This is a genomic window from Pseudogulbenkiania sp. MAI-1 (assembly GCF_000527175.1).
Lineage (GTDB): Bacteria > Pseudomonadota > Gammaproteobacteria > Burkholderiales > Chromobacteriaceae > Pseudogulbenkiania.
In genome coordinates this window covers 2591216-2608153 of the sequence record NZ_AZUR01000001.1, presented here as the reverse complement: position 1 = coordinate 2608153, position 16938 = coordinate 2591216, and the positions used below count along the sequence as shown (strand labels likewise).

Genomic DNA, 16938 nt, shown 5'->3' with positions numbered 1-16938 from the left:
TGCGGGCTGCGGAGGAGGGGAAATAAAAAAAGCAGCCAATCGGCTGCTTTTTTTATCGTTGGCGGAGTGGACGGGACTCGAACCCGCGACCCCCGGCGTGACAGGCCGGTATTCTAACCAACTGAACTACCACTCCAGCAAACTGGTGGGCGGTACTGGACTCGAACCAGCGACCCCTGCCGTGTGAAGGCAGTGCTCTACCAACTGAGACTAACCGCCCAGAATTCTGGGTACTGCTTTATAACCGTTGGCGGAGTGGACGGGACTCGAACCCGCGACCCCCGGCGTGACAGGCCGGTATTCTAACCAACTGAACTACCACTCCACACTGAAACCTTTGGTGGGCGTTGACGGAGTCGAACCGCCGACATTCTGCTTGTAAGGCAGACGCTCTACCAACTGAGCTAAACGCCCCGCTTGCTGCCTTGCTTGGCTCAGCAGCGAGGAGGCGAATTAAAGCACAGTGGTTTCAGTCGCGCAAGAGGGGAGCAAAGAAATTTTCACGCCCCTGTTTAAAACGTCCTGTTTGATGCTTCATGCCTCAGGCATTTTGTCTGACAGGGGCGTGACGCGCTCTTTCCACCTCATGTATTATCTGTCGATTCGCTTTATCGGACGGTTATAGTAATGAAGCAGACCTTTCTCGATTTTGAGCAGCCGATCGCCGAGCTGGAAAACAAAATTGAAGAACTGCGCTTTGTCCAGGACGACTCTGTGCTGGACATTTCCGAAGAGATCTCGCGCTTGCAGAAAAAGAGCCAGGAGCTGACCAAGACGCTCTATGGCAAGCTGACGCCGTGGCAGATTTCTCAGGTGGCTCGCCACCCGCAGCGCCCGTACACCCTCGACTACATCAAGGCGCTGTTTGCGGACTTCGACGAATTGCATGGTGATCGTGCGTTTGCCGACGATCCGGCCATCGTCGGCGGCATCGCGCGCTTCAATGGCCAGTCCGTTGTGGTGATCGGCCATCAGAAAGGGCGCGACACCAAGGAGAAGATTTACCGCAACTTCGGCATGCCGCGGCCGGAAGGCTACCGCAAGGCCCTGCGCCTGATGAAGCTGGCCGAAAAGTTCGGTCTGCCGGTGATCACTTTTGTCGACACACCGGGTGCCTATCCTGGTATTGGCGCAGAAGAGCGCGGCCAATCGGAAGCGATCGGGCGCAACCTGTACGAGATGGCCCGCCTGAAGGTGCCGGTGATCTGCACCGTGATCGGCGAGGGCGGCTCCGGCGGGGCCTTGGCGATTGCCGTCGGCGATTACGTCAACATGCTGCAATATTCCACCTATTCGGTCATTTCGCCGGAAGGTTGCGCCTCGATCTTGTGGAAGACGGCGGAGCGTGCATCCGATGCCGCCGAGGCGCTCGGCATCACCGCCAATCGCCTGAAAACGCTGGGCCTGGTCGATCGCGTGCTCAACGAGCCGATCGGCGGTGCGCACCGCGATCATGCGCAGATGATGAGTTCGATGAAGCGTATGCTGCAGGAACAATTGCGCGACCTGGCGGCCAAACCACTGGATGAATTGCTGAAAACCCGTTTTGACCGGTTGATGAGCTATGGGCGCTTCAAGGAAGACGCCGCCTGACCTGTTTGATCGCCTGATTGCACATTGGCCGGACGAATTGTCCGGCCAATGTGCTTTTGAGGTGGGGCTGAGCGGCGGGGTCGATTCGGTCGTGCTGCTGGACCTGCTGGTTCGCCTGCGTTCGGAGCGCGGTCTGAATCTGTCGGCGGTGCACGTCCATCATGGGCTGAGTCCGCGGGCGGACGCCTGGGCGGATCATTGCCGGCGGCTTTGCCAGGGCTGGGCGGTGCCGCTGAGGGTGGTGGAGGTGACCGTCGAGCCAAGTGGCGGCGAGAGCCTCGAGGCCGTGGCGCGTCAGCAGCGATATCAAGTTTATGCGGAATCAGCGGCCGAGGTCGTGGTGCTGGCTCATCATCAGGATGACCAGGCTGAGACGGTGCTGCTGCAGCTGCTGCGAGGTGCCGGCCCGAGGGGCATGGCGGCGATGCCGGTGCTGCGGCAGCATGCTGGCCGCTGGCTGTGGCGTCCCTTGCTGGCCATTTCCCGTGCCGAGATCGAGGCTTACGCCCGCTGGCGCCACCTGTCCTGGGTGGAGGACGAGAGCAATGCAGATACCCGCTGGCGCCGCAACCTGTTGCGCCACGATATCCTGCCCCTTGTCGAGTCGGCTATTCCCCATTATCGACAGCAACTGCAACGCGCGGCCAGCCTGATGGCGGATGCCGCCGCCATTCTCGACGAGCAGGCCGAAAACGATCTTCAACAGTGCCGCGATGATGGGAGACTGCTCGTGCAGCCGATGTCCCGGCTCAACCCGCCGCGCCAGCGTCATTTGCTGCGGCATTGGCTTGAGTGGCTGGACCTGGGGGAGGTGACGCCGGAGGCGCTGGAACAGTTCCGGTTGCAGGTGCTGCAGGCGGCGGCGGACAGGCACCCCGAACTGCAGTTGGCTCAGGGCCGGGTGTTTCGCTATCGCGGGGCGTTGTGGTCTCTGAGGCGGGGTGCGGGTGAATGTCCTCGCGCCGTTCGCCTGACAGTCTCCGCGCCCGGGCAGCGGGTGGTGCCGCCGGGCTGGCCGGGGGAGCTGGGTTTCGCTCTGCGGTCTGGGGGTATCGATCCTCGGCACTTGCATGCCGGTTTCGAGTTGCGCCTCAGGGAGGGGGGGGAGCGGCTCGAGCACAAGGTCGGTCGGAAACCGGTAAAGACGCTCCTGCAGGAGGCGGGCATTCCCCCGGTCTTGCGGGAGGGCTGGCCGCTGCTCTACCTGCCGGACGGCCGTCTTGCCGCCCTCCCTGGTGTTGCCGTGGCCGAGGGGCTCAAATCCAGAGGCGGGGGAGGCTGGTGGCCGGAATGGTGGCTCCGTTGAAGGTGGCGCAGCCGCTTTGTCAAAGAGGGGCCTGCGGTGCGGGCGAGGAGGGTTCCCGAAATGACAACACCCGCCGCGGCGGGTGTTGTCATGGTGATCACGCTTGGCCGAAGGCCGGTCAGTCCCGTTCGCCGCCAAAGGCCAGCAGCAATTGCAACAGGCTGGAGAACAGGTTGTAGATGCTGATGTAGATCGACAGCGCCGCGGAGATGTAGCTGCTTTCGCCTCCATCGACCACGGTCTTGACCTGCCACAGAATCATCAGCGAGCTGAACAGGGCGAAGGCCGCCGCAATCGCCAGGTGCAGGCCGGGCATTTGCAGGAACAGGTTCGCTACTACGGCGATCATCAACACGACGGCGCCGACGGTCAGGAAGCTGGCCATGCCGGACAGGTCGCGCTTGGTGGTGGTGGCGATGCCGGCCATCACGAAGAACACCGCTGCGGTGGCGCCGCCGGCGATCATGATCAGCTGGCCGCCGTTGGCAAAGCGCAGCGCCAGCTGCAGCAGGGGACCGAGCAGCAGGCCCATCAGCAGGGTGAAGCCCAGCATCAGCACGACGCCGAGGCCGTTGTTCCGGTTCTTCTCGATGGCAAAAACCATGCCGTAGAAGACGGCCATGATGGCGATCATGCCGACGATCGGGCTGCCGGCCAGGAAGGCGAAGCTCATGTTGGTGCCGATCAGGGCGCCGATGACAGTCGGGATCATCGACAGCGCCAGCAGGGCGTAGGTATTGCGCAGAACCTTGTGGCGAGCGCCATCGAGCGTCAAGGTCTGATAGCCGGTCTGAAGGTTCGGGTGCATTGTGTCCTCTCTCCCTTAAAGAGTCAGTGATTCTGGATCGGGTGATCCGATAGACCTACCCGTCTGCCATTAAGTTTCCGCGAAGAACAGGCCGGGCGCAAGGTGTCTTGCCCGGGTAGGGGGCTTGATGTATTCTTTCGCCTTGGCTGACCGGCCGGGAAATTACGCAAGCGCGGTCACGCACCCAATTGCGAGGGTGGCGGAATTGGTAGACGCACTGGATTTAGGTTCCAGCGCCGCAAGGCGTGAGAGTTCGAGTCTCTTCCCTCGCACCAGCAACCGACGTAACGTCGCCTTTCCCTGCATCAGGTTTAAACTCGAACACAGTTTAAGGATTGGACATGCAAGCACAGTTGGAAACGTTGAGCAACCTCGAGCGTCGCATGAACATCGCGTTGCCGATGGCTGCAATCGACGCCCAGGTGACCGAGCGACTCAAGAACATGGCGCGCAAAGCCAAGATCCAAGGCTTCCGCCCGGGCAAGGCACCGCTCAAGATCGTTGAAATGAACTACGGCGCCCAAGTGCGCGAAGAAGTGCTGGGTGAGCAGGTTCAGCAAGGTTTCTACCAGGCCGTGAGCGAGCAGAAGCTGCGCGTTGCCGGTTATCCGCGTTTTGAGCCGGTTGCCGACGAAGGCGACAAGGATAGCTTCAAGTTTGCCGCTTCTTTCGAGGTGTACCCGGAAGTCAAGGTGGGTGAGCTGGCCGGCAAGGAAATCGAGAAGCCGGTTACCCCGGTGACCGACGCCGAAATCGAGAAAACCATCGATATCCTGCGCAAGCAGCGCACCCGCTACGAGCGCGTCGAGCGCGAAGCCGCCGCCGGTGACCGCGTGATCATCGACTTCAAGGGCAGCATCGATGGCGTGCTGTTCGACGGCGGTTCGGCCGAGAACTTCCCGTTCGTGCTGGGCCAGGGCCAGATGCTGGCCGACTTCGAAGCCGGCGTCACCGGCATGAAGGAAGGCGAGGTCAAGAACATCGAGGTGGTGTTCCCGGAAGACTATCACGGCAAGGACGTGGCCGGTAAAACCGCCGTGTTCGAGATCACCGTGAAGAACGTGGCTGCGGCCCTGCTGCCGGAGGTGAACGAAGAGTTCGCCAAGCTGCTGGGCATCGCCGACGGCGACATCGAAAAGATGCGTGCCGAGATCAAGAAGAACGTCGAGCGCGAAGTGAAGCGCCGTCTGCAGGCCGCCGTCAAGGAAAACGTGATGCAGGCCCTGCTGGACGTTACCGAGATCGAGCTGCCGAAGGCTCTGGTGCAGCTGGAAGTCGGCCGTCTGATCGACCAGGCCCGTCGTGACATGGAAGCCCGCGGCCTGAAGGTCAAGGACATGCCGTTCCCGCCGGAACTGTTCCAGCAGCAGGCTGAGCGCCGCGTGGCTCTGGGTCTGATCCTGGCCGAAGTCGTGGCGGCCAACCAGCTGGAAGCCAAGCCGGAGCAGATCAAGGCGATGATCGAAGAATTCGCCGAGAGCTACGAGCATCCGGAAGAAGTGGTGGCATGGTATTACGCCAGTCCGGAACGCATCGAAGGCCCGACTTCGATGGTGCTGGAAGATAATGTGGTTGAATTTGTGCTCAGCAAGGCCAATGTAGTAGAAAAAGAAACGTCGTTCGACGCCCTGATGGGTAACAACGCCTGATAACCAACTGCCGGAGTGGCCGATGATTTCAATGATGGATACCCAAGCGCTGGGACTGGTTCCCATGGTGGTGGAGCAGAGTGGTCGTGGCGAGCGCGCCTACGACATCTACTCGCGGCTCTTGAAGGAACGCATCGTGTTCCTGGTCGGGCCCGTCACGGATGAGTCGGCCAATCTGGTGGTAGCTCAGATGTTGTTCCTTGAGTCGGAAAATCCGGACAAGGACATCTTCTTCTACATCAATTCGCCGGGCGGTTCGGTGTCCGCCGGCATGTCGATTTTCGATACCATGAACTTCGTCAAGCCGGATGTGTCCACCCTGTGTATTGGCCAGGCAGCCAGCATGGGTGCCTTCCTGCTGTCCGCCGGTGCCAAGGGCAAGCGTTTTGCGCTCCCCAATTCGCGCATCATGATTCACCAGCCGCTGGGTGGCTTCCAAGGGCAAGCGTCCGACTTCGAGATCCACGCCAAGAACATCCTCTACATGAAGCGCCGCCTGAACGAATTGCTGGCACTGCATACCGGGCGATCCATCGAGGAAATCGAGCGTGATACCGATCGCGACAACTTCATGTCGTCCGAAGAAGCGCTGGCTTACGGCTTGATCGACAAGATGTTGCAGTCCCGCAAGGACGCGCTGGCGTAATCGGTACGGACATTGACAATGGCTGATAAAAACAGCAACGAAAAACTGCTTTACTGCTCTTTCTGCGGTAAGAGCCAGCATGAGGTGCAGCGACTGATCGCTGGGCCTCAGGTATTCATCTGCAACGAATGTGTCGAGCTGTGCAACGACATCATTCGCGAAGAGCTGGAGAAGGGTGTCGGTACCGAAGCGGCCGAAGGCGAGAGCCAGCCGCTGCCGACGCCGCAAGAAATCCGCGCCGATCTCGATCAGTACATCATCGGCCAGGACATCGCCAAGAAGACCTTGTCGGTGGCGGTGTACAACCACTACAAGCGTCTCTATACCCCGACCGACAAGGACGATGTCGAGCTCGCCAAGAGCAACATCCTGCTGATCGGTCCGACCGGTTCCGGTAAGACCCTGCTGGCGCAATCGCTGGCGCGCCTGTTGGATGTGCCGTTCGTGATCGCCGACGCCACCACGCTGACCGAAGCCGGTTACGTGGGTGAGGATGTCGAGCACATCATTCAGAAGCTGCTGCAGAAGTGCGATTACGATGTGGAGAAGGCCCAGCGTGGCATCGTCTACATCGACGAGATCGACAAGATCTCGCGCAAGTCGGAAAACCCGTCGATCACGCGCGACGTGTCCGGCGAGGGTGTGCAGCAGGCGCTGCTCAAGCTGATCGAGGGCACGGTGGCGTCCATTCCCCCGCAGGGCGGGCGCAAGCATCCGAACCAGGAGTTCATCCAGGTCGACACGACCAATATCCTGTTCATCTGCGGTGGCGCATTCGATGGGCTGGAGAAGATCATCCGTCGTCGTTCGGAAAAGGGCGGCATCGGCTTTGGTGCCGAAGTGACCTCCAAGGACGAGAGCAAGAGCATCTCGGTGCTGTTCAAGGACGTGGAGCCGGGCGATCTGATCAAGTTCGGCCTGATTCCCGAACTGATCGGCCGTCTGCCGGTGGTAGCGACGCTGGAAGAACTGGATGAAGAGGCGCTGGTATCCATCCTGACCCAGCCGAAGAACGCCCTGGTGAAGCAGTACCAGCGCCTGTTCTCGCTGGAAGGCGTGGAACTCGAGATTCGTCCCTCGGCCCTGCGCGTCATCGCCAAGCAGGCATTGGTGCGCAAGACCGGCGCGCGTGGCTTGCGCTCTATCCTGGAGCGAGCCCTGCTCGATACCATGTACGAGCTGCCGTCCATGGACAACGTGTCCAGGGTGGTGGTCGACGAGAAGGTGATCGAGAAGGGGGACAGGCCCTTGTTCATCTACCAGGACAAGGACGACGAGGTGCAATCGGCCTGAGTCGGTCTGGCTCTCAAGGAAAACCGCCCGGCTGGGCGGTTTTGTATTTCTGGCGCGCGAAAACTGTTTTAGTATGGGCGTTGATATTTCGCCGCTTATCCCCCATTTCACTAGCATCGATTCATGTAAGCAAGGTCAGGTGATATGCCGCAATCCGCAGAACTCAGAGAAGAGACCACGCTTCCGTTGTTGCCGTTGAGGGACGTCGTCGTCTTCCCGCACATGGTGATCCCGCTGTTCGTCGGGCGGGCCAAATCCATTTCCGCCCTCGAAAACGCCATGGACGAGGGCAAGCAGATCCTCCTGGTCGCGCAACGCTCGGCCTCCAAGGACGAACCGGAAGCCAGCGACCTGTACGGCGTCGGGACGATTGCCACCGTCTTGCAGATGCTCAAGCTGCCGGACGGCACCGTCAAGGTGCTGGTCGAGGGTAGGCAGCGCGCCATCATCCAGCAGGTGCTGGACGAGGGCGGTTGTTTCGTCGGCAAGGTGACGCCGCTGACGACAGACGGTGAGGATTCCACCGAAACCGAGGCCATGCGGCGGGCCCTGTTCGCCCAGTTCGAACAGTACGTCAAGCTCAACAAGAAAATCCCGCCGGAAATCCTGACGTCTCTTGCCGGCATCGAGCGGGCAGGGCGCATGGCCGACACCATCGTCGCCCACCTGCCGCTCAAGCTCGAGCAGAAGCAGGAAGTGCTGGAGATGTTCGAGGTCAAGGCGCGTCTCGAGCATCTGCTGTCGCAGCTGGAGGGCGAGATCGACATCCTGCAGGTGGAAAAGCGTATTCGTGGCCGCGTCAAGCGCCAGATGGAGAAGAGCCAGCGCGAGTACTACCTGAACGAGCAGGTCAAGGCCATCCAGAAGGAACTGGGCGAGATGGACGAGGCCAACGATCTGGACGAGCTGGAGCGCAAGATCAAGGCCGCCGGCATGAGCAAGGAAGCGCGCGAGAAGGCGACGTCCGAGCTCAGGAAGCTGAAGATGATGTCGCCGATGTCGGCCGAGGCCACGGTGGTACGCAACTACATCGAGACGCTGCTCGATCTGCCGTGGAAGAAGAAGACCAAGATCAACAAGGACGTGGCGAACGCCGAGAAGGTGCTGGACGAGGACCATTTCGGGCTGGAAAAGGTCAAGGAACGCATTCTCGAATACCTGTCGGTACAGCAGCGCGTCGACAAGCTGAAGGCGCCGATCCTGTGCCTGGTGGGCGCGCCGGGCGTGGGCAAGACCTCGCTGGGCCAGTCCATCGCTCGCGCCACCAACCGCAAGTTCGTGCGCATGGCCCTGGGTGGGGTGCGTGACGAATCCGAAATCCGCGGCCACCGCCGCACCTATATCGGTTCCATGCCGGGCAAGGTGCTGCAGAACATGACCAAGGTAGGGGTGCGCAACCCGCTCTTCCTGCTCGACGAAGTGGACAAGCTGGGCGCGGACTTCCGCGGCGACCCGTCGTCTGCCTTGCTCGAAGTGTTGGATCCGGAGCAGAACCATTCCTTCGTCGACCATTACGCCGAGGTCGAGTACGACCTGTCCGACGTGATGTTCGTGGCCACGGCCAACTCGCTGAACATTCCGCCGGCCTTGCTCGACCGGATGGAGATCATCCGTCTGTCCGGCTACACCGAGGACGAGAAGGTCAACATCGCGCTGAAGTACCTGGTGCCCAAGCAGATGAAGGCCAACGGTGTGAAGGACGAGGAGGCGGTCATCCAGGAGTCGGCGGTGCGCGATATCGTGCGCTACTACACCCGCGAAGCCGGGGTGCGCAGCCTGGATCGGGAGATCGCCAAGATCTGCCGCAAGATCGTGATGGCGCAGTCGTTGAAGGAGAAGGCCGGCCGCGTCACGGTGAGTGCCAAGACGCTGGAGAAATACCTGGGTGTGCGCCGTTTCGAGTACGGCATTGCCGAGGAGGAAAACCGCATTGGCCAGGTCACCGGGCTGGCCTGGACCGAGGTCGGCGGCGAGCTGCTGACGGTCGAGGCGGTGGCTTTGCCGGGCAAGGGCAACATCATCCGCACCGGTCAGCTGGGCGAGGTGATGCAGGAGTCGATCACCGCGGCCATGAGCGTGGTACGCAGCCGTGCCCGCGCCATTGGCATTCGCCCCGATTTTTATGAAAAGCAGGACATGCATATCCATGTGCCGGAAGGGGCGACGCCGAAGGATGGGCCTAGTGCCGGTATCGCCATGACGACGGCGATGGTGTCGGTGCTGACGGGGATTCCGGTACGGGCCGACGTGGCCATGACGGGCGAGATTACCTTGCGCGGCGAGGTGTTGCCGATTGGCGGACTCAAGGAGAAGCTGCTGGCGGCGCACCGCGGCGGCATCAAGCATGTGTTGATTCCCAAGGGCAATGTCAAGGATTTGGCCGAGATTCCTGCCAATATCAAGCAGAAACTGGAAATCCACCCAGTGAAATGGATCGACGAAGTGTTGGCGTTGGCGCTGGAACGTATGCCCGAACCGCTGGTCGAGAGTGAGGTGGCCGAGCCATTGGCGTCGGTGGCGGAAGGTGCCGCGACGCCTGCTGTGGTAAAACACTGAAAACGCAGCCGCTTCCATAAATGGACGAACTGCTGTGCCGCAAGGGCTTCCAGAGCTATCGTCAAAGTGGCAGAATGCTCTGGAAGCCGCTTGACACAAGGATTTCGGGCTTGTTATAAAGCAAGCGGTTTTTATCCGAATTACGTAGACCGAAGAACGACGAAAGGGGACTTACGTGAACAAGTCTGAGTTGATCGATGCTATCGCCGCTGAGGCTGATATTCCCAAGGCTGCCGCTAGCAAGGCTCTGGACGGCATGATTGCCGCCGTGACCGGCGCGCTGAAACAAGGTGATACCGTTACGCTGGTCGGTTTCGGTACCTTCTATGTTGGTGAACGTGCGGAGCGCACCGGCCGCAACCCGAAGACTGGCGATTCCATCACCATTCCGGCGGCCCGTTCCCCGAAGTTCCGCGCTGGCAAAGCCCTGAAAGACGCGCTATAATTTGAAACCTTGTCGCTAAGGCAAGGTTTCAAAGGGTGATTAGCTCAGTTGGTAGAGCGTCTGCCTTACAAGCAGAATGTCGGCGGTTCGACTCCGTCATCACCCACCAAAGTTCGGAGCGGTAGTTCAGTTGGTTAGAATACCGGCCTGTCACGCCGGGGGTCGCGGGTTCGAGTCCCGTCCGCTCCGCCAGAACAGACAAAAAAGGTGAACGACACATCCGTTCACCTTTTTTTTTACCGAGGTGGCATCCGCCTTTCGCACCATGTTCGAGTTTGTCCAGAACAACAAATTTGTCATCAAAGTCCTTCTTGGCGCTGTTGCATTGACCTTTGTCGGTTTCGGCGTGGGAAGTTACACCACGGCCGTCGATGAGCCCTATCTGGCCAAGGTGGGGGATGTGAAGATACACAAACAGGATCTGGACCGTGCGCTGGAAGGCCAGCCGGCGGATGCCGCCACCCGCCAAGCCGTGCTGGAGAACCTGATTCGTCAGCAGTTGCTGCTGTCCGATGCGCATGATTCCGGTCTGACCGTTTCCGATGCCCAACTGCGCAAGACGATTGCCGCCATTCCCGCGCTGCAGGAGAACGGGACCTTCAGCGCCGAGCGTTACAAGCAGTTCCTGGCCGGCCGTTATCAGTCGTCGACGGTATTCGAGGAACTGGTCAAGCGTGACATCCTCTTGCAGGGGCAATTGGCCAGCCTGGTGGGGAGCCAGATCGTGCCGCGTACCGTGGTCGAACGCATGGCCGGTGTGTTGGGCGAGAGTCGCGAGGTTCGGGCGCTGATGTTCAAGCCGGAGGCGTTTGCCGCCGAGGTGAAGACCGACGATGCGGCGCTGAAGGCGTTTTACGAGGCCAGTCTGAAGCGCTTCCGGACGCCCGAGGCGATCAAGCTGGATTACGTGGTGCTGTCGCAGGATGCGCTGGCTGCCGGCCAGACGGTGACCGATCAGGAAGTCGAAAGCTACTACAACGCGCACAAAGCCGATTTCGGCAGCGAGGAGCGGCGGGTGTCGCACATCCTGTTGACCGTACCGCCCAAGGCGACGGCGGAGCAGAAGGCCAAGGTGCGCGGCGCCGCCGAAGCCTTGCTGAAGGAAGTGCGCGTCAATCCCGCCAAGTTTGCCGATCTGGCCAAGACGCGGTCGCAGGACCCAGGCTCAGCCGCCAATGGCGGTGATCTGGGCTTCTTCGGCCGCGGTGCCATGGTGAAGCCGTTCGAGGACGTCGCCTTCCGCATGCAGCCGGGCCAGATCAGCGAAGTGGTGGAAACCGAGTTCGGCTTCCATATCCTGAAGCTGGAAGAGGTCAAGCAGCCGGTGTTTGCTGCGGTCAAGGGCGAGGTGGAGCAGCGCCTGAAGCGTCAGAAAGCCGCCGCGCAGTTCCGTGCCGCGTCCGAGAAGCTGGGGGAGCTGGCCTATCAGCAAGGCGATTCGCTGAAGGCCATCAGCGAGCAGCTGAAGCTGACGCCGCAGCGGTCGGATTGGCTGGTGCGCGGCAAGCCGGCCAGCGATCCCCTGCTGAACAATCCCAAGCTGATTGAGGCGGCGTTCAGCGACGATGTGCTCAAAGGCAAGCATAACAGCGAGCCGCTGGATATGGGCAAGAACACCCTGGTAGTGGTGCGGGTGGCCGAGCATCAGCCCGAGCGGCAGCAGTCGCTGGACGAGGTGAAAGAGGTCATCAAGGCCGAGCTGGTGCGGCGCGAAGGGGCCAAGTTGGCCGAGAAGCGTGGCGAAGCCTTGCTGGCGGAGCTCAAGGCCGGCAAGAACGTCGACGGCCAGCCGTGGGAGGCGGCCAAGACCGTGTCGCGGCGTGCCTTTGGCGATTTGTCCCTGTCCGAAGTGCGCGCGGTGTTTGCCGCCAACGTGACGAAGCTGCCGGCCTTTGCCGGGGTGAAGCAGGATGGCGGCAACTACGTGCTCTATCGCATCGACAAGGTGGTGCCGGCGACGACGCCCAGCCCTGCCGAGCGTAGCCAGTTGGGCGGCCTGATCGGCGAAATGACCGCTAATGCCCAGGTGGCCAGTTACCTCGAGGCCCTGCGCGAGAAGTACAAGGTGACCTTGAGCCAGCAGCCGGCCGAGTAAGTGCCCTTGATCGGTTGGGCCGAACGAGCCTGACGACCGGCGCAACACTTGTTGCGCCGGTTTTGTTTTTGCCGCCACGAGCGGCCATAAAAAAAAGGGCCGTGAGGCCCTTTGTGTCGATCCTTGAAAGGGATCAGGCGGCGAAGTTCTGTGCCACGAAGTTCCAGTTCACCAGCTTCCAGAAGCTTTCCAGGTAGTTCGGACGGCTGTTGCGGTAGTCGATGTAGTAGGCGTGCTCCCAAACGTCACAGGTCAGCAGCGCTTTCTTGTCGGTGGTCAGCGGGGTGGCGGCGTTGCTGGTGGATACCAGGTCGAGTGAGCCATCCGGGTTTTTCACCAGCCAGGCCCAGCCGGAACCGAAGGTGCCGGCGGCAACGGCGTTGAAGGCCTTCTTGAATTCGTCGAACGAGCCCCACTTGGCGTTGATGGCGTCAGCCAGCGCGCCAGTCGGTTCGCCGCCGGCGTTCGGGGCCAGGCCGAACCAGTAGAAGGTGTGGTTCCATACCTGGGCTGCGTTGTTGAACAGGCCGCCGGACGATTTCTTGACGATTTCTTCCAGGGTGGCGTTCTCGAACTCGGTGCCCTTGATCAGATTGTTCAGGTTGGTGACGTAGGTCTGATGGTGCTTGCCGTAGTGGTATTCCATGGTTTCCTTGGAAATGTACGGGGCGAGGGCATCCAGGGCGTACGGGAGTTCCGGCAGTTTGTGTTCCATCTTGATCTCCTAAGTGGGGGGTGGGTGTCGGCTCCTGGCCGACACGATGATGGCGGCAAGTTTACTGGAATTGCTGGGGCGGGCCAATAGCCGACTAAAAAGGTAGAGTAAAGGGATTCATGGCGTATTTTGACGTAATCATCATCGGCGCCGGCGCCGCTGGCCTGATGTGCGCGGCCACTGCCAGGCGGCGTGGCCGTTCTGTGCTGTTGCTCGATCATGCCACCAAGCTGGCGGAGAAAATCCGCATCTCCGGTGGCGGGCGCTGCAACTTCACCAACCTTCAGGCCCGGCCGGAGTGCTATCTCTCGGAGAACCCGCACTTCTGCCGTTCGGCCCTGTCACAGTTCGGCGCGCAGGATTTCGTCCGCATGGTGGAGCGGCACGGCATCGGCTACCACGAGAAAACGCTCGGTCAATTGTTCTGTGACGAGTCCAGCCAGCAAATTATAGACATGCTGGACGGCCTGTGCCGCGAAGCGGGGGTCGATCGCCGCATGGGGGTGACCGTGACGGCGGTGGAGCGCTCGGACCGTTTCCGCTTGCAAACGTCCGCCGGGGTGTTCGAGTCCGCCTCGCTGGTGGTAGCGACCGGTGGGCTGTCCATCCCGCAGATCGGTGCTACCGGCTTCGGCTACCAGTTGGCCGAGCTGTTCGGTCTGGCGCTGACGCCACGCGCGCCAGCATTGGTGCCGCTGACTTTCCATGTCGACGATGCCGCACGCTTCGCCCCCCTGGCAGGTGTGTCGCTCGATGTCGCGGCGAGCTGCGGCAAGGCACGTTTTCGAGAGAACGTGTTGTTCACGCACAAAGGCTTGTCCGGACCAGTCACGCTGCAGGTGTCGTCGTACTGGGCGCCCGGCCAGGAGCTGGTGCTCGACTTGCTGCCGGAGCTGGATGTCGATGTTTTCCTCGCGGAGCGCGAGGGCAGCGAGCAGTTGTTGGCCAACGCCCTGGCCGAGGCCGGCTGGCCGAAGCGGTTTGCCCTGGCCTGGCTGGACAGCGTGGGTTTCGGCGGGCGGCTCAAGGATCTGCCCGGCAAGCGCCGTCGGCAGTTGGCGGAAACCCTGCACCACTGGCGCGTCCGTCCCAACGGCACGCAGGGCTACAAGAAGGCCGAGGTGACGCGCGGCGGCGTCAGCACCAGCGACCTGTCGTCCAAGACCATGATGGCCAAGGACGTGCCCGGCTTGTTCTTCATCGGCGAAGTGGTGGATGTGACCGGCTGGCTCGGTGGCTACAACTTCCAGTGGGCCTGGTCATCCGGATTCGTGGCCGGCGAAAACTGTTAGAATCGCGATTTGTCTGTCTGCCAGACAGAACAAAACACCACCCCGCGACGCTGTTTCCTAGCGGTGTCGTCTTACTTGATGTTGTACATGACCGACTCGACTGAATACTTTGACAGCGCCACCGCCGCGGTGCGCACCCCGCCCCAGTCCATCGAGGCCGAACAGTCGGTGCTGGGCGGCCTGTTGCTCGACAACAGCGCCTGGGACAAGATCGCCGACGTGGTGGGCGAGGCGGATTTCTATCGCCACGACCACCGTCTGATTTACAAGCATATCGCTCAGCTTATCGAGCATTCCCGTCCGGCCGACGTGGTGACCGTACTGGAAAGCCTCGACAAGTCGGGCGAGAGCGGGGCGGTGGGCGGTCTGGCCTACCTGGCCACGCTGGCGCAGAACACGCCGTCGGCCGCCAATATCCGTCGCTACGCCGAGATCGTGCGCGAGCGTTCGATCATGCGCCAACTGGCCCAGGTCGGTACCGAGATCGCCGAGGCCGCCTACGCGCCGCAAGGCCGGGATGCCGCCCAATTGCTGGATGAGGCCGAGGGCAAGGTATTCCACATCGCCGAATCGACCGCCAAGTCCAAGCAGGGCTTCCTCGAGATGCCCAACCTGCTGAAAGAGGTGGTCGAGCGCATCGACATGCTGTACAGCCGCGAGAACCCAGATGAGGTGACCGGCGTGCCGACCGGCTTCATCGATCTGGATGCCAAGACATCCGGCCTGCAGCCCGGCGATCTGATCATCGTCGCGGGCCGTCCGTCGATGGGCAAGACGGCGTTCTCGATGAACATCGCCGAGCACGTGGCGGTGGAGCAGCACCTGCCGGTGGCAGTGTTCTCGATGGAAATGGGCGGGGCGCAGTTGGTGATGCGTATGCTGGGCTCGGTGGGCCGGCTCGACCAGCACGTGCTGCGTACCGGCAAGCTGGGCGACGACGACTGGCAGAAGCTGACCTACGCCATCGGCAAGCTGTCCGACGCGCCGATGTACATCGACGAGACGCCGGCGCTGACGGCATTGGAACTGCGCGCCCGCGCCCGCCGCTTGGCGCGCCAGCATGGTGGCAAGCTGGGCCTGATCGTGATCGACTACCTCCAGCTGATGTCCGGTTCCGGTCGAGGCGACAACCGTACCGCCGAGCTGGGCGAGATTTCGCGCGGTCTGAAGGGGCTGGCCAAGGAGCTGCAGGTGCCGGTGATCGCGCTGTCGCAGCTGTCGCGCGCGGTGGAGCAGCGCCCCAATAAGCGCCCGATGATGTCCGATCTGCGCGAATCCGGCGCCATCGAGCAGGATGCCGACCTCATCGTGTTCATGTACCGCGACGAGTACTACAACCCGGATTCGGACCAGAAAGGCTTGGCCGAAGCCATTATCGGCAAGCACCGTAACGGTCCGACCGGCGCGGTGCGGCTGGCCTTCATCGGTCACTACGCCAAGTTCGACAACGCCGCCTCCGTCGGCGCCACCGGCTGGGCGGACAGCGATTCCTGATCCATCGAGGCTGGCCGAAGCAGGCCTTCGGCCAAGCTGCATCGAAACGAGCGAAACATGAGTTACTACGACAAGCATGTGTTCATTTGCTGCAACCAGCGCGCCGAAGGCGAGGGGTGTTGCGCCGATTTCGGCACGCCGGAACTGCTGGGTTACATGAAGGACCGCGTCAAGGCGCTGGGCCTGGCCGGTGAAGGCCAGGTGCGCGTCAACAAGGCCGGTTGCCTGGGGCGCTGCGACGACGGTCCGGTAATGGTGGTCTACCCGCAGGAGACCTGGTACACCTTCGTCGACAAGGACGACATCGACGAGATCGTCGACAGCCATCTGGTCAACGGCCAGGTGGTGGAAAGGCTGAAAATCTGATGTTGAAGACTCATCCCATCCGTTCTATTCCCGGCCCGGTCGGTGCGCTGGAAACCATCTACATCGCCGCGCAAGGCGAGACACGCGGCATCGCGGTGATCTGCCACCCCAACCCGACGCAGGGAGGCACCAACACCAACAAGGTGGTGCAAACCGCCGCCAAGGCGCTGTCGCAGCTCGGTTACGCCTGCTACTGCCCCAATCTGCGCGGGGTCGGCAACAGCGAGGGGCTGCACGACTACGGTGAGGGCGAGGTGGACGATGTCATCGCCGTGGTGGAATACGCTCGGAGCGAACAGGGAGCGTTGCCGCTGGCGCTGGCGGGCTTCTCGTTCGGCGGCTTCGTCGCCGCCCGGACCCGCGCACGCATCGAGGCCGACAAGCTGCTGCTGATGGGCGTGGCGGTCGGCAAGTACGTCATCCCGACGCCGCCGGTGCCGGCCAACACCCTGGTGGTGCACGGCGAGGAGGATGAAGTGATTCCGCTGTCCGCTGTGCTGGAGTGGGCGCGGCCGCAGGGGCTGCCGGTGACGGTGTTTCCGGGAGCCGGTCACTTCTTCCACGGCAGGCTGGTGCCATTGGGGCAGTGGATCCAGCGCTGCTGGTAAGCGTCTTGTCTTCGGCCAACCTTGCAGGTTGGCCGAAGCGTTTCTAGCGTAGAAAAAAATACCGGGCAACGA

The 16938-nt window shown here is 61.6% G+C and carries 14 protein-coding genes and 7 tRNA genes; 15 read left to right on the top strand and 6 right to left on the bottom strand.

Features of this window, described 5'->3' with window-relative positions; all coding sequences use genetic code 11:
- Nucleotides 1-59 precede the first annotated feature (59 nt).
- The 4 genes from PSEMAI1_RS0112180 to PSEMAI1_RS0112165 form a co-directional block, all read right to left on the bottom strand.
- Nucleotides 60-136 (bottom strand) — tRNA-Asp (locus tag PSEMAI1_RS0112180).
- Between the two features lie 7 nt (nt 137-143).
- Nucleotides 144-220: transfer RNA gene (locus PSEMAI1_RS0112175), tRNA-Val, on the bottom strand.
- Nucleotides 221-248: 28 nt separating this feature from the next.
- Nucleotides 249-325: transfer RNA gene (locus tag PSEMAI1_RS0112170), tRNA-Asp, on the bottom strand.
- A gap of 13 nt (nt 326-338) precedes the next feature.
- A tRNA-Val gene (locus PSEMAI1_RS0112165) sits at nt 339-414 on the bottom strand.
- 213 nt (nt 415-627) lie between these two features.
- Here PSEMAI1_RS0112165 and PSEMAI1_RS0112160 point away from each other — a divergent pair.
- Together PSEMAI1_RS0112160 and tilS are read left to right on the top strand one after the other, a co-directional pair.
- The gene (locus tag PSEMAI1_RS0112160) at nt 628-1593 is read left to right on the top strand and encodes an acetyl-CoA carboxylase carboxyltransferase subunit alpha (RefSeq protein ID WP_024303141.1); all 966 of its coding nucleotides are present in this window, start codon (nt 628-630) and stop codon (nt 1591-1593) included.
- The gene (tilS, locus tag PSEMAI1_RS0112155; RefSeq protein ID WP_029770681.1) at nt 1565-2899 is read left to right on the top strand and encodes a tRNA lysidine(34) synthetase TilS; all 1335 of its coding nucleotides are present in this window, start codon (nt 1565-1567) and stop codon (nt 2897-2899) included. The genes PSEMAI1_RS0112160 and tilS overlap by 29 nt, the downstream gene beginning before the upstream one ends.
- A gap of 118 nt (nt 2900-3017) precedes the next feature.
- On the opposite strand, the gene PSEMAI1_RS0112150 is transcribed toward tilS, so the two are convergent.
- Complete coding sequence (locus PSEMAI1_RS0112150) at nt 3018-3707, bottom strand: Bax inhibitor-1 family protein (RefSeq protein WP_024303139.1); 690 nt, start codon at nt 3705-3707, stop codon at nt 3018-3020.
- A 190-nt stretch (nt 3708-3897) separates the two neighbouring features.
- Here PSEMAI1_RS0112150 and PSEMAI1_RS0112145 point away from each other — a divergent pair.
- The 9 genes from PSEMAI1_RS0112145 to PSEMAI1_RS0112105 all read left to right on the top strand — a co-directional run bounded on the left by PSEMAI1_RS0112145 (nt 3898) and on the right by PSEMAI1_RS0112105 (nt 12391).
- A tRNA-Leu gene (locus PSEMAI1_RS0112145) sits at nt 3898-3982 on the top strand.
- A 66-nt stretch (nt 3983-4048) separates the two neighbouring features.
- The gene (tig, locus tag PSEMAI1_RS0112140) at nt 4049-5356 is read left to right on the top strand and encodes a trigger factor (RefSeq protein ID WP_024303138.1); all 1308 of its coding nucleotides are present in this window, start codon (nt 4049-4051) and stop codon (nt 5354-5356) included.
- A 22-nt stretch (nt 5357-5378) separates the two neighbouring features.
- The gene (gene clpP / locus PSEMAI1_RS0112135) at nt 5379-6002 is read left to right on the top strand and encodes an ATP-dependent Clp endopeptidase proteolytic subunit ClpP (protein WP_024303137.1); all 624 of its coding nucleotides are present in this window, start codon (nt 5379-5381) and stop codon (nt 6000-6002) included.
- Nucleotides 6003-6020: 18 nt separating this feature from the next.
- The gene (gene clpX, locus PSEMAI1_RS0112130; RefSeq protein ID WP_024303136.1) at nt 6021-7295 is read left to right on the top strand and encodes an ATP-dependent Clp protease ATP-binding subunit ClpX; all 1275 of its coding nucleotides are present in this window, start codon (nt 6021-6023) and stop codon (nt 7293-7295) included.
- Nucleotides 7296-7439: 144 nt separating this feature from the next.
- On the top strand, nt 7440-9851 hold the full coding sequence (gene lon / locus PSEMAI1_RS0112125; RefSeq protein WP_024303135.1) for an endopeptidase La: 2412 nt from the start codon (nt 7440-7442) through the stop codon (nt 9849-9851).
- A gap of 175 nt (nt 9852-10026) precedes the next feature.
- A complete protein-coding gene (locus PSEMAI1_RS0112120) occupies nt 10027-10296 on the top strand; it encodes an HU family DNA-binding protein (protein WP_014087648.1) in 270 nt (89 codons plus the stop codon).
- A gap of 33 nt (nt 10297-10329) precedes the next feature.
- A tRNA-Val gene (locus PSEMAI1_RS0112115) sits at nt 10330-10405 on the top strand.
- 6 nt (nt 10406-10411) lie between these two features.
- Nucleotides 10412-10488 (top strand) — tRNA-Asp (locus tag PSEMAI1_RS0112110).
- A gap of 73 nt (nt 10489-10561) precedes the next feature.
- Nucleotides 10562-12391, top strand: coding sequence for a SurA N-terminal domain-containing protein (locus PSEMAI1_RS0112105; protein WP_024303134.1), 1830 nt, complete (start codon nt 10562-10564; stop codon nt 12389-12391).
- A 133-nt stretch (nt 12392-12524) separates the two neighbouring features.
- Here the strand turns inward: PSEMAI1_RS0112105 and sodB are convergent, their stop codons facing one another.
- Nucleotides 12525-13106, bottom strand: a complete 582-nt coding sequence (gene sodB / locus PSEMAI1_RS0112100) for a superoxide dismutase [Fe] (protein WP_024303133.1) — start codon at nt 13104-13106, stop codon at nt 12525-12527.
- A gap of 119 nt (nt 13107-13225) precedes the next feature.
- On the opposite strand from sodB, the gene PSEMAI1_RS0112095 reads away from it, so the two are divergent.
- From PSEMAI1_RS0112095 to PSEMAI1_RS0112080, 4 genes are all read left to right on the top strand, one after another.
- Entirely contained in the window at nt 13226-14398 is a 1173-nt protein-coding gene (locus PSEMAI1_RS0112095; protein WP_024303132.1) for an NAD(P)/FAD-dependent oxidoreductase, read from the top strand.
- Nucleotides 14399-14485: 87 nt separating this feature from the next.
- The gene (gene dnaB, locus PSEMAI1_RS0112090; protein ID WP_024303131.1) at nt 14486-15892 is read left to right on the top strand and encodes a replicative DNA helicase; all 1407 of its coding nucleotides are present in this window, start codon (nt 14486-14488) and stop codon (nt 15890-15892) included.
- Nucleotides 15893-15949: 57 nt separating this feature from the next.
- The gene (locus tag PSEMAI1_RS0112085; protein ID WP_024303130.1) at nt 15950-16258 is read left to right on the top strand and encodes a ferredoxin; all 309 of its coding nucleotides are present in this window, start codon (nt 15950-15952) and stop codon (nt 16256-16258) included.
- Nucleotides 16258-16866, top strand: a complete 609-nt coding sequence (locus PSEMAI1_RS0112080) for an alpha/beta hydrolase (protein WP_024303129.1) — start codon at nt 16258-16260, stop codon at nt 16864-16866. Before PSEMAI1_RS0112085 ends, PSEMAI1_RS0112080 begins: the two co-directional genes overlap by 1 nt.
- The last annotated feature ends 72 nt before the right edge of the window (nt 16867-16938 follow it).

Bases quoted from the DNA above. Each gene is read 5' to 3' on its own strand.
- clpX (WP_024303136.1), top strand. From the start codon at position 6,021: ATGGCTGATAAAAACAGCAACGAAAAACTGCTTTACTGCTCTTTCTGC.
- tig (WP_024303138.1), top strand. From the start codon at position 4,049: ATGCAAGCACAGTTGGAAACGTTGAGCAACCTCGAGCGTCGCATGAAC.
- PSEMAI1_RS0112080 (WP_024303129.1), top strand. From the start codon at position 16,258: ATGTTGAAGACTCATCCCATCCGTTCTATTCCCGGCCCGGTCGGTGCG.
- clpP (WP_024303137.1), top strand. From the start codon at position 5,379: ATGATTTCAATGATGGATACCCAAGCGCTGGGACTGGTTCCCATGGTG.
- sodB (WP_024303133.1), bottom strand. From the start codon at position 13,106: ATGGAACACAAACTGCCGGAACTCCCGTACGCCCTGGATGCCCTCGCC.
- tilS (WP_029770681.1), top strand. From the start codon at position 1,565: ATGGGCGCTTCAAGGAAGACGCCGCCTGACCTGTTTGATCGCCTGATT.
- PSEMAI1_RS0112095 (WP_024303132.1), top strand. From the start codon at position 13,226: ATGGCGTATTTTGACGTAATCATCATCGGCGCCGGCGCCGCTGGCCTG.
- PSEMAI1_RS0112085 (WP_024303130.1), top strand. From the start codon at position 15,950: ATGAGTTACTACGACAAGCATGTGTTCATTTGCTGCAACCAGCGCGCC.
- PSEMAI1_RS0112150 (WP_024303139.1), bottom strand. From the start codon at position 3,707: ATGCACCCGAACCTTCAGACCGGCTATCAGACCTTGACGCTCGATGGC.
- dnaB (WP_024303131.1), top strand. From the start codon at position 14,486: ATGACCGACTCGACTGAATACTTTGACAGCGCCACCGCCGCGGTGCGC.
- lon (WP_024303135.1), top strand. From the start codon at position 7,440: ATGCCGCAATCCGCAGAACTCAGAGAAGAGACCACGCTTCCGTTGTTG.
- PSEMAI1_RS0112160 (WP_024303141.1), top strand. From the start codon at position 628: ATGAAGCAGACCTTTCTCGATTTTGAGCAGCCGATCGCCGAGCTGGAA.
- PSEMAI1_RS0112105 (WP_024303134.1), top strand. From the start codon at position 10,562: ATGTTCGAGTTTGTCCAGAACAACAAATTTGTCATCAAAGTCCTTCTT.